10 protein-coding genes are annotated in these 15,943 nt (G+C 29.2%); 3 read left to right on the top strand and 7 right to left on the bottom strand.

Translation table 11 applies throughout. The features are described from left to right. Nucleotides 1–945 precede the first annotated feature (945 nt). On the top strand, nucleotides 946–2,271 hold the full coding sequence (locus tag ACTG47_RS16560) for a hypothetical protein (RefSeq protein ID WP_479925376.1): 1,326 nt from the start codon (nucleotides 946–948) through the stop codon (nucleotides 2,269–2,271). A 163-nt stretch (nucleotides 2,272–2,434) separates the two neighbouring features. Here ACTG47_RS16560 and ACTG47_RS16565 read toward each other — a convergent pair whose 3' ends face one another. The 4 genes from ACTG47_RS16565 to ACTG47_RS16580 form a co-directional block, all read right to left on the bottom strand. Next, nucleotides 2,435–3,814 carry a M20 family metallopeptidase gene (locus tag ACTG47_RS16565; RefSeq protein WP_479925377.1) on the bottom strand — a complete coding sequence of 460 codons (1,380 nt, stop codon included), beginning with the start codon at nucleotides 3,812–3,814 and terminating at the stop codon, nucleotides 2,435–2,437. Nucleotides 3,815–3,843: 29 nt separating this feature from the next. Further along, nucleotides 3,844–5,052, bottom strand: a complete 1,209-nt coding sequence (locus tag ACTG47_RS16570) for a hypothetical protein (RefSeq protein WP_479925378.1) — start codon at nucleotides 5,050–5,052, stop codon at nucleotides 3,844–3,846. Between the two features lie 928 nt (nucleotides 5,053–5,980). Further along, nucleotides 5,981–7,936: an oxidoreductase gene (locus tag ACTG47_RS16575; RefSeq protein ID WP_479925379.1), complete on the bottom strand. Its 1,956-nt coding sequence runs from the start codon at nucleotides 7,934–7,936 to the stop codon at nucleotides 5,981–5,983. Between the two features lie 18 nt (nucleotides 7,937–7,954). Beyond that, nucleotides 7,955–9,211, bottom strand: coding sequence for an L-lactate MFS transporter (locus ACTG47_RS16580; protein WP_479925380.1), 1,257 nt, complete (start codon nucleotides 9,209–9,211; stop codon nucleotides 7,955–7,957). A gap of 189 nt (nucleotides 9,212–9,400) precedes the next feature. On the opposite strand from ACTG47_RS16580, the gene ACTG47_RS16585 reads away from it, so the two are divergent. Next, nucleotides 9,401–9,949 carry a PadR family transcriptional regulator gene (locus ACTG47_RS16585; protein ID WP_169469123.1) on the top strand — a complete coding sequence of 183 codons (549 nt, stop codon included), beginning with the start codon at nucleotides 9,401–9,403 and terminating at the stop codon, nucleotides 9,947–9,949. A 365-nt stretch (nucleotides 9,950–10,314) separates the two neighbouring features. On the opposite strand, the gene ACTG47_RS16590 is transcribed toward ACTG47_RS16585, so the two are convergent. The 3 genes from ACTG47_RS16590 to licT form a co-directional block, all read right to left on the bottom strand. Continuing rightward, nucleotides 10,315–11,742 (bottom strand): 6-phospho-beta-glucosidase, encoded by a 1,428-nt coding sequence (locus ACTG47_RS16590; RefSeq protein WP_479925381.1) that lies wholly within the window; start codon nucleotides 11,740–11,742, stop codon nucleotides 10,315–10,317. Between the two features lie 97 nt (nucleotides 11,743–11,839). Continuing rightward, entirely contained in the window at nucleotides 11,840–13,768 is a 1,929-nt protein-coding gene (locus ACTG47_RS16595) for a beta-glucoside-specific PTS transporter subunit IIABC (RefSeq protein WP_479925382.1), read from the bottom strand. 146 nt (nucleotides 13,769–13,914) lie between these two features. Further along, entirely contained in the window at nucleotides 13,915–14,757 is an 843-nt protein-coding gene (gene licT / locus ACTG47_RS16600) for a BglG family transcription antiterminator LicT (RefSeq protein ID WP_479925383.1), read from the bottom strand. A 362-nt stretch (nucleotides 14,758–15,119) separates the two neighbouring features. Between licT and ACTG47_RS16605 the strand changes: the two genes are divergently transcribed. Next, the gene (locus tag ACTG47_RS16605) at nucleotides 15,120–15,869 is read left to right on the top strand and encodes an EFR1 family ferrodoxin (RefSeq protein ID WP_479925384.1); all 750 of its coding nucleotides are present in this window, start codon (nucleotides 15,120–15,122) and stop codon (nucleotides 15,867–15,869) included. The last annotated feature ends 74 nt before the right edge of the window (nucleotides 15,870–15,943 follow it).

The following is a 15,943-nucleotide window of genomic DNA, read 5'->3' on the forward strand; positions in this document are numbered from 1 at the left end:
TGCATGGCTCTATATCTATTAATCTACACCTAACACAGCTTTAATTTTAGGAGCTCTTGGCCCAAATATAACTTAAACTGAGTTTTTCTTCCTAATAACTCCACTTGCACCTAGCTCATTTACCCAATATTACTTTAAAGAACACATTTATGAATGAACCTTCCTATATTAACCCAGTAAGCCCCAAATCAGAAAATTTTTCCATATTTGCAAAAGCTGATCCTAATCCTATAAATACTCCTGCTATGACAAGTAATACTCCCCATAAGTACTAAGTTAATTATACTGATATTTCTAAGATAGCTAATAAGACAAAGTATTTACCTAAAGAATGGATAAATAAAGAATACAATCATATAACTGAAGAATATCTAAATTATTTATTAATTTTTCAACCATTTACTAGAAAGTTATTACAATTCAATATATTCAATACTTTTACTTTTAAATTACTGGTAACTATCACACTGACAATTATAAAATGTTATGTGAGAGACACTTTATAGATTTTCATGATGGACACGATTTTCAGTAATAATGTCTATTACCCATTTATCATTTTTAATACATTATAATTAATTAGACAATAAATATTTGAGCATGATATCATTATATATAATAATACAAATAAATATAGTTTTTGTCTTGACTAGAAAAAGTAAAAGTTATATAAATGATTTAATAATTAAATAATTTCAATTAAAATAAATGGTAAATGACTAACACAAATATTAAAAAATATCAAACAGTTAAGCTTATAATCATAAAATAGGTAAATGAATATAATCATTCGGCTAATTTAAAGTTTATAAACACTAATCTATCTAAAGAATCGTATTTTATAAAAAACTATTTATTTCAATTTGAATATAATTTTAACTAACACAATAGATTAAGATAGTATCTAACATAAAATAATTATAATAATTGAAAAGGAAGTAATCTATGAAAATAGCAATCATAACAACCGAATTTTTAAAAGAATTTGTAGAGAATTCTATAAAAAAATTAAATATTAATATAGAAATTGAAATATATATTTATAATAACTTTTCTCATGTTGGAGATTTATATCTAGAAATTGAAGATAAATTTGATGGATTCGCAGTCAGTGGACCTATCCCTAAGGAAGCTATTACAAAAAAAGCTGGTTCTATAAAAAAACCTTTAGTTGATTTTGGTACTGATTTACAAAGTTATTATGATATGTTTCTAAAACTTATTTTTAAATACAATACATTAGATTTTTCTAGGGCATACTTTGACCTAATGGATTGGGCAGATAATCCAAAAAACATATCATATTATCTATCAAATGGCACATTTGGAGATTTAATGTGTAGTATTAATGCAAATGCCTCTAAAATGAGTTTATATGATATAGCAGAACTTGAAAAAAGTATTGCAAAAAAACATATTGATTTATGGAATGAAGGTAAAATTGATTTTTCTACTACTCGTTTTAGTAGTATTGTTCCTCTGCTACAAGATGCAGGAGTAAATTTTCATTTCATATATCCTGACATAGATTTATTAAAAAACACTTTTAACAACTTAATAAAAGACATCAATTTACATAGAATGAAGATAAACCAACCAGGTGTAATATATATAACAGTTAAAGATACAAACCATGATGATTATACTATAGACCAAATTTATAAAATATTAAACAATCTAAAAAAAGATAAATTAACTGATTTTATAATTGAGAAAGATAGTAGCTCTTTTAAAATTTTTACTAAATGTGAGACCATTAAATCATTAACTAAAAATTTTACTACATGTTATATAAAAGAATCTATTGAAAATAGTATAAATCTTAAAGTATGTGTTGGATATGGGATTGGTAATAACATAAAACAAGCTATGTCTAATGCCATAAATGCTAATAAGGAATCTAAAATAAATCCTTTAAATTACAGTTTCTTAGTTAATGAAAGTTATGAGACAATAGGGCCTTTACTATGTGATAAGTTACTTACAGTTTCAAATAAAGTAACTCCACACATAAATACAATTGCCAAAAATTCTAAATTGTCTACTCTTACTATTCAAAAAATTATATCCGTCATTGAAATTCTACAAAAAGATGAAGTTACTCCTAAGGAATTATCTTCATGTTTAAATGTAACAGTAAGAACTGCCAATAGATTTTTAAGTAGTCTCTTGAAATCTGGAAATGCTACTATATTATATGAAAAACAAAACTCAACAAAAGGTAGACCTGAAAGAGTATACAAATTATTTATATCAGAAGATAAATATTAAAATATAGTATATAGAGAAATCTTTTATCACTGAGCAGTAAATAAAATTATATAATTTTTTAAAAGGTATATCTTGTATTTGTATTTTAAGATATACCTTTTGAATATTTATTAATAATTTATGTTATTGTCTGTTAAACTATATTTTAAACTTTATATCTCATTTAAGGGGTTGGAATATCATCTGGAATAGGACACTTATATGTCTTTCCATTCATATTTTTATCAAATTCTTCCTTCGCTTTTTTAGCTATTTCTGGATTGTTAAGTATTTTAGCTCCAAACATCGCCATAATTTTTGCTGCATATATCATACCTTTTTCTCCAATAGAACTTCCTGCACAAGATGTAAACTGCCAACTATGCCCAGGAGCACATAAATTTGTGCATCCTGTAAAAAAGTATGCTGTAGGAACTATATGCATTACATCTCCAATGTCAGTAGAGCCATAACTATTGAAATTTGTAACATTTCCTCCACCATAATATAGATGAGTTCCTTCTGGCAAATTATATTTACCTATCATAGCACTATATTGTTGTGTACTTTGTCTATCTAACTCAGCTGCAAAATCCAATTCATCTTGAGTCCAAGGCTCTTGTTTAATATCATCCATACATTCTGATACAAGATTTGCTAAAATATGATTGTTTAGAGTATTGTAACATCCTCCTAAAAACTCTACTTCAATCTCAGTCTCCGTCATCATTGCAGCTCCTTTTGCTACTTTTATAAGTCTTTCATATGTATTTTCCACAGTCTCCCTGCTTAAAGCTCTTGTATAGTACCATACTGATGCTTTATCAGGAACTATGTTAGGTGCTACTCCTCCATCTGTAATAGTATAATGAATTCTTACATCAGAAGTAACATGCTCTCTCAAATAATTAGCTCCTACGTTAGTAAGTTCTACAGCATCTAAGGCACTTCTTCCATTTTGAGGGTCTGAACCAGCATGTGCAGTTTTTCCTTTAAAATGAAATTTTACAGAGTTAACAGCTGTTGATATACCAACTGTAGCTTCGCTAATTTTATTTGGATGAAAGTTTATAGCTAAGTCTAATCCTTCAAATGCTCCACCTCTAGCCATAAACCCTTTACCTGTTAATTGTTCTTCCCCTGGACATGCATAAAACACTATAGTCCCACTTAAATTATTTTCTATCATTTCTCTTTTAAGACCCACTACTGCTCCTACATGTGCAGTACATAATAGATTATGTCCACATCCATGACCATAACCTCCCAATTCAAATGCTTCTTGCTTTGTTGAAACTTTTTGACTTAAACCAGGTAGTGCATCAAATTCTCCCATAAAACCTATAACTGGCTTACCTGAACCAAAACTTGCCTTAATAGCTGTAGCTAGACCTGCCACTCCTACTTCTACATTAAAGCCTTCGAATCTTAGAAAATTTGCTGTATTCTCACATGCCTTAAACTCTCTAAATGCCTTTTCTGGATTTTCCCATATCTTTTTACTCAAATCATCAAGTTTAAATCTTTTTTCATCTATCTCACTTATAGATATACTTCCTATCATTACTTATACCCCCTATAAATATATTCATGTTAACCAAATATAAGTGGACCTATTATACTAGCAAATGCCACTGAAGCAATAGTTACAGTAACAAATCCTCCTATAATCATCTTTGGTAACAAATAATCTGTTGCTCTTTGCTTTTCTTCTTCAGTTCCTTCCATTGCATCAATACCTTCGTTAGAAATTATCTGTGTTGCTGGATAAGCAAGCATACAAGTTACACCAATTGCAGCTGACATTCTTGGAGAATATCCTAACAGCTTTCCCACAATTGCAGTAAATAATATTATAAATACAGAACCTACAACAAGTATCCCTATAGTTGGAACAATCATTCCAAATAATGCTGTCGGAGTCACCTTAGCAAGTCCTCCAGGTAACATCAACATACAACCAAACATTATAATTCCATTAGATTGAGATTTATCTAAAATCCCTTTTTCTAAAAAGCCTATCCTTGTAAAAATTAACCCTACTAACAAACATGCTATATTGGGATTTAAATAATAATTTGTAGGAGTAAATCCAGGTATTATAGTTGCCAATCCCACAAAATTACCAATCATAGCTACACTTGAAAGTTTCGCAAGATATACTAGAGTGGATGATTTTTTACTTGACTCTTCTTTGAAAATCTTCATACTTGGAAGTCTAAAATTACTTTTTATTTCATCTTTAAAAAAATCTCCCTTATCTCTTTTAAATTTTAATTCTTTATTTATACAATATGTTGTTATAGGAATACCAAAGAATTTTTGAAATGATAAGACTAGAATTACAAATGCTGCAAGTTCAGGTCTATTTGCTGCTTCTGCTACAGTTGTCACGATAATTCCAGCAACAGTAGAACCTGCTATTGGAGGTGCTGCTATTAAAGCATACTCTCTACCAAATAACATACTACCCACTGTGAAACACCCAACTGCTATGCCTACAATACCTACTACTGCAATTACAACCGTTTTCCATTCGTGACATAAGTCTTCAAGATTTATAAGTGTTCCTAAATTGGTTATTAGTAATGCTATACCAAAGTTACTCATTGCAGCTAATATCCCTGATGCACCTGTAACATCTTTTGGCAGAATATTTGTCCAAAACCCTAATAAAAATATAATACATACAAATAGCAACGTTGAAATTGCACCTTTTGTTTTCTTAGATAAGAACTCACTAAAAGCATAAATCATTACACATACAGTAAAGCATGTAAGTGGATTCCAAAAATTTTCCATTGTTGTTTCCTCCTGAATATAATAATTTTTTATCAATAAAACAATAATTATAAAATGTATATTTTGCAGTTACTTTTGACTACATATAGCACAACTTAATATCTTTTACATTCATTATTCGTCCTAAATTATTCTTAAAATACCTAAATAAATATATCTACAGTTACCTTTTTAAATGTTAACTATAAACTATTAACTTACTAGATTTTTTTATCCATTAACTCTCTAGATTATTGGATAAATATAGAATTGTACCACAATTATCTTTAATTTTAATATACATGTTAGAAAATTTATATTAATTTAAATATTGATATAGTATTTATACTTTATATATGTCTTAAATTATTCCTAAAATGTCTAATATAAATTAATAACATATCTATTACTATTGTTAAAAGATATTTTATTCCAGGTTTTCTTTAAGTTTAAAGATAAACTTATATTTAATATTGTTCTCCCTTCTTCAAAATAAATTTTATCTAATAACTTTGAAAATCACATTTTAAGAAATAAAGTTATTTATCATATTAAATCAGTGATAAATTATAGGGTTACTAGTCTTAAATTATTCTCAAAATAGCCACAAAAAATTATTAAATTTTAAAGATACTAACTTTCATATTATTAGACTATTCTTGATATAAATTATAATTTCAAAGTTTACTTCTGTCAATATATTCTGACAATTTTTTTATAATCAGGAAGATTAATCTCCTTTCAATAAAAAAGACCCAAGCATATATGTATAGAGTGTTCCTCTATTTTCACATATATACTTGAACTCTGGCTTCTAATTAGTAACATGCTCAAAATCATGACTAAGTCATATAATCAAAATTCTTTTTCGTTTAATTTTAATATACTATCTATATAAACCTATCAAAGATTTCATAAATATTTTTTTATTTCATGGACTTCACATATATTATATATCAAGTGCTGCATGATATCCTTGATATACTGCAGTAGTTATAGTAGATGGACGTACACAGTCACCTATTTGTGCTACATATGGAGCACAATCTATTAGCTCATCTACTATATTTCTATTAGCTCTTTGACCAAGTGCACATACAACATGTGTTCCTGAAACTAAAATTTCATTACCATTTTTATCAGCACAAAGAACGCCTTCCTCTGATACTTTTAATCCTCTAAATTCTGTATGTACTTCAACACCTTGTTTTTCTATTTCATCTAAAAGTATTGGACGATGTCTTATATTTGCATCTGGAGCAAGTTCACTTCTCATTTCCACTAGATGAACCTTCTTACCTCCTTTAGCTAAATGTATTGCTGTTTCACATCCAGCAAGACCTCCACCAAGCACTATTATTTCTTTCGCAGCTTCAATCTTATCTTTTTCTATATAATAATTGTTTACAACTATCACATTATCACCATCAAGTCCTGGAATTGGCGGAACTAGTGGAGATGAACCTACTGCTATTATTAGGGCATCCACATTTTCTTTTTCTACATACCCTTTAGTAACGTTTGTGTTTAAGCGTATTTCTACACCTTCATCTTTTGCTAATTTACTAAAAGTATTTCCAAGTTCATACATCTCATATTTAAATGGTATGGCTTGTTCTCCTTTTAATATTCCTCCCAATGCATCTGATTTTTCGCAAAGTATTACTTTATGACCACGTTGTGCCGCTGTTATTGCTGCTTTTAATCCACCTGGACCTCCACCTGCTACTAAAACTTTTTTAGGTTTTAATATTGGAGTTATTTCCATACCTTCTATTTCACGACCTATAAGTGGATTTACTGTACATCTTCTAGTGGAAGTTGCAGCTCTTTCAGCCATACAAGTGAAACATCTTAAACACTTAACTATATCCTCATCTCTATTTGACATTACTTTTCTTGGAAGTTCATGGTCTGCTAACAATGATCTTGCCATTTCAACTACATCAGCTTTTCCACTAGCTATTATCTCTTCCATTTGAGCTGGGTCATTTAGTCCACCAAGAGTTGCAACTGCTACTCTTACATGTTTTTTGATTTCTGCTGCAAGATAAACATTGCATCCATGAGGTACAAACATAGATGGATGTGTTATTCCAAATCCTCTTTGATATGTTCCTGCTGAAACATGAAGTAAGTCTATTCTTGACTCTAATAGCTTAGATATTTCAATCCCCTCAGCTAAATCATATCCACCTTCAAATAATTCAGAACCACTTAATCTAAATTCTATTGGGAATCCTGGACCTACAGCTTCACGAACACTATCTAATACTTCTTGTGCGAAACGTACTCTATTTTCTAAAGTACCTCCATATTTATCAGTTCTTTTATTAAAGTATGGTGATAAGAATTGATTGATTAACCATCCATGTCCTCCATGAACCATTATCATTTCAAACCCAGCTCTTTTAGCAAGACCTGCAACTTCTCCATAAGATTTTACTATATCATCTATTAATTCTTGAGTTAACTCCTTCACTTCTAGACCATCAGCCCTTATACTTGGGCTTACTCCGTACTGTGACAAACCTTGCTTTTTGCTTTTATCCACTAAGTAAGTTCCTGCATATTGACCAGAATGCGATAGTTCCACACTTGGTACTGCGCCATGACGTCTTATGGCATCTGCCGTATATGTAAAACTAGCTAAAGAATCAACTACTTTTAAATCTAAATGATATGCATGTGAACCATCAGTTTCTGGATGAACCATACATTCACTTATAGTTACAGCTCCAGCCCCACCTTTTGCTCTTAATTCATAAAATGCTGTAGACTTTGGTCCTATTGTACAATCAGCTGTTATATCTGTTCCACCCATTGGTGCAGAAAACATTCTATTTTTGAATATTACATTTCCTATTTTAATTGGCTTGCATAAATTTGGATATTTTCTTTTCATAATATTATCTCCTCCATATTAGCTTACTTTTTTACTTTGATATTTTAATATTTCTTTATTATTTACAAATCTATAAACAAAGGTTAATCCTAAGCCTATTATTGCCATAACAATTCCTATTGTGAAGGCTCTCGTATAATTACCATCCACTGCATAAACGTTTTTCATTATTGTAGGACCAATATATCCTGCAAATGCAAATCCTATGAACATAATTCCATAATTAACACTATTATTTTTAGGACCAAACTGGTCTACTGTAAATCCTGGGAATACCCCCATAAATGACCCAAAACATACCCCTATAATAGAAATACCTATGTAAAACTTCACTATTTCTCCTTGTACTGAAGTTGATAAATACAATAAACCTACAATTGAAATTAGAAATGCCATTGATAAAGTATTTATTCTACCTATCTTATCTGATATATAGCCTGCTACAATACGGCCTGCTGTATTGAATAAAGCTAAAACAGAAACTGCCATCGCAGCTGTTGCTGATGTCATTCCTATCATATTTTGTGCTAAAGCAGATGCCATGGATGTACACATCAATCCATAAAACGCTCCACATGTTAATAAAATAATCATCACATAGAATATAGGTGAAGAAAGCATTTCTCTCCAATCTTTATTTTTTAACTGTTTGCCTTGCATAACTGGTGGTATCCATCCTTCTGGGACAAAATCATCTGGACATTTTTCAATAAAAAATGATGCTCCACATACAACTATAAGAAATACTATCCCTATTGACTTAAATGCTGTTGTAATACCAAAGTTAGCAGTTATGCCATTTGCTATTGGTGGTATAATTACAGAACTAAATCCATAAGCAGCAGTTGTTACTCCCCCTACTAACCCACGTTTATCTGGGAAAAATTTAACAGAGTTACTTATTGTACATCCATATACCATACCAACCCCAAGACCTAGTATGATTCCATATGTTAATATCAACATTGGTAAACTTTTTGAAAATCCAGATAAAATCATTCCAATTCCAAATATAAGTCCTCCTACAAAAATAACTTTCTTAGGACCAAACTTATCATTTATTCGTCCTCCAGTAATCATAGTTATAGGACCAACAGAATTAGTAACTGTGAATACTATTGCTAAAGTTCCTGCAGTAAATACTGTCCCATTAATTCCACTTAAGTATTCCGCCATAGGTGTAGCAAATACACTCCATGCATAGATTGACCCAATGCACAAATTAATAAAACAACTTGCGATTAATATAATCCATCTTTTTTTAGTATAGTTCATTATTTTTTCCCCTCCAAATAATTCAATCTATTCCTTTTATTTACGTTAATATTATCATAATAATGTTTTCATGTAAATACAAACATGTAATAAATTACATGTTTGTATTTACATTTGTTTTATTTAACCTATTTTTTTATAAAAAATGATATAATATACTTATTGATAATAATACTAAAGAGGTGAAATATGGGAACCCTTAAATATGCGATATTAGGACTATTAAATAGAAAACCTATGACAGGATACGATTTAAGTAAAGAGTTTAATTTTCAACTAAATGAATTTTGGAGTGCAAAACACAGTCAAATTTATCCAGAGTTAAAAAAATTAACTAATGAGGATTTAATAGTTCATGAAGTTGAAATTAGTGGTGATGTGTTAGAAAAAAAAGTTTACTACATAACAGAAAAAGGAAAAGAAGAGTTTTTAATTTGGTTATCTAAAGACATCCCAATGGAACCTACTCCTAAAAATAAGTTTAGATTGAGAGTATATTTTTATAATAATCTAGATTTAGAGAATAGAATTGCTTTACTTAAACATCAATGTATTGAGCATAGTAAAAGACTTGAATTTTTAATAAGTCAAAAAGATGCTTATACTGAAATTCCTGATTTTTATGATGATTATTTTGGTGATTATCTTGTATTAGATGGTGCAATTATAAGAGAAGAAGGTCAAATTAAATGGCTAAATAACTGTATAGATATTTGCCTACAACAAAGTAAAAAATAAATATCAGAAATAATTTTAAAAAATCTATACAACATTAATTAGATGATTCCTATATTAAATAGGAACCATCTTTTTTATGCCTATTAATTCTTTTAATTATTATCGCCATGTACATACTTAATCTATCTCATCTTTTAGATATTTAAAATACCCTACAAAATAGATTTTTTAGGTATCTACTCTATAGGGCACATCTTAATTTAATTCTATTTTAATAGATTTTTATAGCTATTAAATCTAAAATTAACCACAATCAATCTAATATAATAATTATAAGTTATCTCTACAATATATTTTTGTAAGTTTAAATAATTGGTACAAAAATAAAAAATTATACTCAATACTAGTTTTATATTATTCTTATATTAATACAAATCTTCACCATTTGAAGCAATTACTTTCTTATACCATTCAAAACTTTTCTTTTTACTTCTTTTCAAACTTCCATCACCACTATTATCTCTATCTACATATATAAATCCATAACGCTTTTCCATTTCACCCGTACTAGCACTTACTAAATCAATAGGACCCCACATAGTATATCCTAGTAAATCTACTCCATCTATAGAAACTGCATCATACATAGCTTTTATATGTTCTCTTAAATAATCGATTCTATAATCATCTTCTACATAACCATTTTCATCAGCTATATCTTTAGCTCCTAATCCATTTTCTACAATAAATAATGGCTTTTCATATCTATCATATACATGATTTAACGTAATTCTTAGACCTAGTGGGTCAATTGGCCATCCCCATTGACTATATGAAAGATATGGATTTTTAGCAGATGTAAATATATTTCCTTCAGCTACATCATCTACACTTTTATCCGTTCTAACGCAACGGCTGTTATAATATGAGAATGCAATAAAATCTACAGTGTGTTTATTTAATAATTCAATATCACCAGGTTCCATTTCTGGTGTAATACCTTTTTGTTCCATATACTTCAATGCATAATTGGGATATCTACCCTTAGATTGTACATCTATAAAAAAATAATTTTCTCTATCTAGCTTTGTAGCTTCCCATACATCATTAGGATTACAACTATAAGGGTATACACTTCCAGCCGCAAACATACACCCAACTAGATTATTTGCATCAACTTCATGAGCTATTTTAGTTGCAACTGCACTAGCCACAAGTTCATGATGAGCAGCTTGATATTTTATCTTTTCAATATCTTCACCTTCTTCAAAACAAATACCAGCCCCCATAAATGGAGCATGTAGAATCATATTTATTTCATTAAAGGTCAACCAATACTTCACTAATCCTTTATATCTTCTAAAAATGACATTACATAATTTCTCATAAAAACCTATCATCTTACGATTACGCCATGCACCATATTTTTCAATTAAATACATAGGACAGTCAAAATGTGTAATAGTAACTAATGGCTCTATATTATATTTTTTACATTCTTTAAATATATTTTCATAAAATTGAAGACCTTTTTCATTTGGTGTTTCTTCGTCACCTTTTGGGAATATTCTACTCCATGCAATACTCATTCTGTATACTTTAAATCCCATTTCACCAAACAACTTTATATCTTCTTTATAATTATGATACATATCAATACCAGTTTGAGCTGGATAATAATGCTCATCATCAAAATCAAACATTTTTAATTTTCCTGTAATAACTGCTGTTCTATCTTTTCCTGTTGGACATACATCTACATTTGCTAGACCTCTTCCATCTTCATTATATCCACCTTCGCATTGATTAGCAGCAGTAGCTCCTCCCCAAAGAAAATCTTTTCTAAAACTCATAGTTAAGCCTCCTAAAATCACACTAAAGCATTAACTTATGCTAATACTTTAGTCTTTCATTAATACCTTAGTATTTTATTAACACCATAATCTTTTACTAAAATATAACTGTAATCAGATTATCTTCTAATTCAGTACTTTTACTTTCTGTTTCTACTACATCTAAAAATTGTGATGAATTTGTAATAACAATTGGAGTTACAACACTATATCGCGACTCTTTTATTACATCAATATCAAATTTTAGCATTGTTTGACCTTTTGTAATCCTGTCACCTTGTTTTATATATGCCTCAAAACCTCTTCCTTCTAATTGAATCGTATTTAATCCAATATGAATAAGCACTTCAACACCTGCATCTGAAAGAATTCCTATAGCATGCAAGCTTGGGAATAAGGTTGTAACCACTCCATCTACTGGTGCAACTACTTTTCCATCACTAGGCATTATTGCTACACCTTGACCCAGTACACCAGATGCAAATGCTGCATCTTCTATATCACTTAAATTTAATACTTCTCCTTTTATAGGACTTGCTATTATCTCTTTTTCTAATTTAACAGACTTAACTTCTTTTGTTTCTTCTTCTACTTTATTTTTTACCTCTTTAGACTCTTCTGTTTTCTCATCTTTATATAAAACCATAGTTAATACAAAAGCTACAATCATTGATATAGCTATACCAGAAAGAGCTACTATTAAGTTACTCATTCCTCCATCTGGTTCAATCATTGCTGGAAGTTCGAATATCCCCATCCCTCCAGTTATAAACTTTCTAAGATTAAAGAATCCATAGAAAGCTCCTCCAATACCACTAGCGATACAACTTATTATAAATGGTTTCTTTAAAGGTAATAACATTCCATAAATTGCTGGTTCTGTAACTCCAAATATACCAGATATAAAGTTTGGTATTGCCATCTCTCTTAATTTCTTATTTTTAGTCTTAAAAAATATCGCTAATACAACTGCCGAACTTGCAAATGTACAAGCAAAGAATGGCATCATAACATTATCGTATCCTAAAGTCATAACATTATTTATATATACAGGGATAAACCCCCAGTGCATACCAAAAATAACAAGAATTTGCCAAGTAAATCCTACTATAGCACCTGCTAATAATGGACTAAAATCTCTTACTGAAAGTACAACTTGTGAAATAAGTGTAGAACCAAATGTTGCTATAGGACCTATAACTATAAGTGCAACAGGTACTGTTACTAATAACGTAAGCATTGGTACAAAGAAGAACTTAACTAAGTCTGGAATAAATTTATTAAATAATTTCTCACACTTAGATGCAAAATACACTATAAATATAATTGGTACAACTGTTCCAGTGTAATCCATTGATATTATTGGTAATCCAAAGAAATCAATATATACTGGTGATGCAAACATCGTCCCTTTAAATAATGTGTACATCGCATCTGTACCTGCTGATATACTGCTGCCTTGTATAGCAGGATAACACATTGCAGCTCCTAATGCTAATCCCAGCATTGGTTTTAAACCAAACTTTTTAGCTGAAGTATATCCTAAAAATAAAGGAAGAAATGTAAACAATGCATCTCCTGTTGCATTTATTACCATATACACACCAGATACATCACTATATAATCCCATTGCTACAAATAAAGCATTAAAACCTTTTAACATACCACAGGCTGCCATTATTCCTAGTACTGGCTGGAAAATTCCTGATATTATATCTATACATTTATCTAACATACTACCTGATTTTTTAGTTTCCGAATTTGTACTTGATTCATTTAAGTCAATTATTTCAACTACATCTTTATATACAGCTTCAACATGATTTCCTATAACCACTTGATATTGTCCTCCACTTTTCATTACAGTAACAATACCTTCCATATTTTTCAACACATCATCATTTGCTATACTTTCATCTTTTAATGTAAAACGTAATCTCGTAATACAGTGTACTAGTCCACTAATATTTTCTTTTCCTCCAACATTTTTTACTACGTCTTGTGCTAATTGCTTGTATTTTCCCATTTTCTCCTCCATATTCCATTTAAATTAATTTTTTGAAATTTGAAGGTTTGGCCAACTCAATGTTACCATCCAACCATAGGTATATCTTTTTAGTATCACTCCTTTCAACAACTATTCCCATATAAACTACTACAAGATTATTCAACTTACATTTTTGAATCTTTAACTACTTTAGCTAAATGTATAGTTAAATATATAAGTTCATCATCTGTTAATATGTAGTTATATTGTTTTTTAATAAATTTTTTAATTTTGATTACACATTCAAACTCTTTATTATACTTAGACTTAATAATACTTAATAACTCTTTGTCTGTCTCACCTTCATGTGCACTATTTAAAAGTAATCTCTGTGCAAAGAATTTAAGATGCATTATAAATCTATAATAAAATACTGATTCTTCATGAAATTCTATCCTAAAATGATATCTAACTATACTAAGTACTTCTTGTATTAACTTTGTAATATCAGATGCCAAAGTATGACCTTCACTTAGCTGGGCATTGACTATATGAAAAGCTATAAATCCAGCTTCATCTTCAGGCAATTTTACACCTGTTTTGCTTTCAATAATGTCCAGTGCTTTCATTCCAATTTCAAACTCTTCTTTGTAAAACCTTTTAATTTCCCAAAGTATTGCATTTTTTACGTTTATTCCTTCTTTCATTCTTTGAATTGCAGAATATGTATGGTCACTTAGCGATATATAAATACTTTCATTTAAGTTCTTGTTTAACTTTGTCTGTGCATATTCTATAATTTCACTTGATAATTTCATATGCTCTATAGGAATATTATTAAGTAATTCTTGTAGCTTATTTGATATTTCTTTGTTTGATATTCTAAATACTTTGTTTACTTTAGTTTTATCTATTAGACTACCTTTTGATTTTTGATAACCAATGCCTTTACCCATGACGATAATTTCTTCATCATTTTCATCTAATGTGATTACAACATTATTGTTTAATATCTTATTAATTATCATGATTATCCTCCTTTTAAGCATAAAAAAAGCTTATCCATAATAATGGGCATACTCCTTCCTAGGATACTGCTATTATTAATGAATAAGCTTAGCTTGTACTTAAACAATTACTACCTAATTCCAATTATTATGATAAAACATTAGACATATTTTGTCAACGTTTTCTTTATATATTCCATCTTATACAACTATTATTTAATGGTAATCAAATTCTTTACCAATAAATATTAAAAAGATTAATGTGCTATAATTTCTTTAACTAGTAAATTTTATATTTATTACAATACAATATATCCATAAATTACTTTATTAGAACAAAAGCATTAGGGGTCAAAATAAAAAATAGTTAGGGAGATATAATTATGATTTTATATTTTAGTGGTACTGGTAATAGCCGATATATAGCTCGCAAAATTGCACAAGAATTAAGTGATGAGCTAATATCATTAAATCAACTTATAAAAGAAGAGAAAACAGATGACCTAATATCAACAAACAAGCCATTCATATTCGTATGCCCTACTTATGCATGGAGATTACCAATAGTGGTTACAGATTTTATAAAAAAAACAAAGTTTTTAGGCAACAAGAAAGTTTACTTCATAATGACCTGTGGTGGTGATACAGCAAAATCCATAAACTATATTAAAAAATTATGTAAATACAAAGAGTGGCAACTAAAAGGTATGGCAGAAATTAAAATGCCAGAAAATTATATAGCTTTATTTCCTACACCAGATAAAGAAACAGCAAAACAAATTATTGAAGAAGCAGATAAACAAATCTATAAAATTGTTTCTGATATAAATGATGAAAATGAATTTGAAATCATTACCCCTAGTGGTTTAGGAGGTACAATTAAAAGTGGTATAACAAATGTAGTTTTTTATAAAATGATTATTAATGCTAAAGGATTTCACTATACTGATAAATGTATTGGCTGTGGCAAATGTGTAGAACTATGTCCTTTAAATAATATTAATTTAAAAAAACAAAAGCCAAATTGGGGAAATAACTGCACTCATTGTATGGCATGTATTTGTGGTTGCCCTACTGAGGCTATCGAGTATAAAAATAATACTCAGCATAAAGAAAGATACTATTTAGAATAATATATTTTTGTTATTTGAACTATTAAAGAAGGTAGCCTCAAAAACGATTTTTAAAATCATTTCTGAGACTACCT

This window comes from Clostridioides sp. LIBA-6622, from assembly GCF_056716095.1.

Coding starts and splice junctions, on each gene's coding strand:
- ACTG47_RS16560 (WP_479925376.1), top strand. CDS start 946: ATGAAAATAGCAATCATAACAACCGAATTTTTAAAAGAATTTGTAGAG.
- ACTG47_RS16565 (WP_479925377.1), bottom strand. CDS start 3,814: ATGATAGGAAGTATATCTATAAGTGAGATAGATGAAAAAAGATTTAAA.
- ACTG47_RS16570 (WP_479925378.1), bottom strand. CDS start 5,052: ATGGAAAATTTTTGGAATCCACTTACATGCTTTACTGTATGTGTAATG.
- ACTG47_RS16575 (WP_479925379.1), bottom strand. CDS start 7,936: ATGAAAAGAAAATATCCAAATTTATGCAAGCCAATTAAAATAGGAAAT.
- ACTG47_RS16580 (WP_479925380.1), bottom strand. CDS start 9,211: ATGAACTATACTAAAAAAAGATGGATTATATTAATCGCAAGTTGTTTT.
- ACTG47_RS16585 (WP_169469123.1), top strand. CDS start 9,401: ATGGGAACCCTTAAATATGCGATATTAGGACTATTAAATAGAAAACCT.
- ACTG47_RS16590 (WP_479925381.1), bottom strand. CDS start 11,742: ATGAGTTTTAGAAAAGATTTTCTTTGGGGAGGAGCTACTGCTGCTAAT.
- ACTG47_RS16595 (WP_479925382.1), bottom strand. CDS start 13,768: ATGGGAAAATACAAGCAATTAGCACAAGACGTAGTAAAAAATGTTGGA.
- licT (WP_479925383.1), bottom strand. CDS start 14,757: ATGATAATTAATAAGATATTAAACAATAATGTTGTAATCACATTAGAT.
- ACTG47_RS16605 (WP_479925384.1), top strand. CDS start 15,120: ATGATTTTATATTTTAGTGGTACTGGTAATAGCCGATATATAGCTCGC.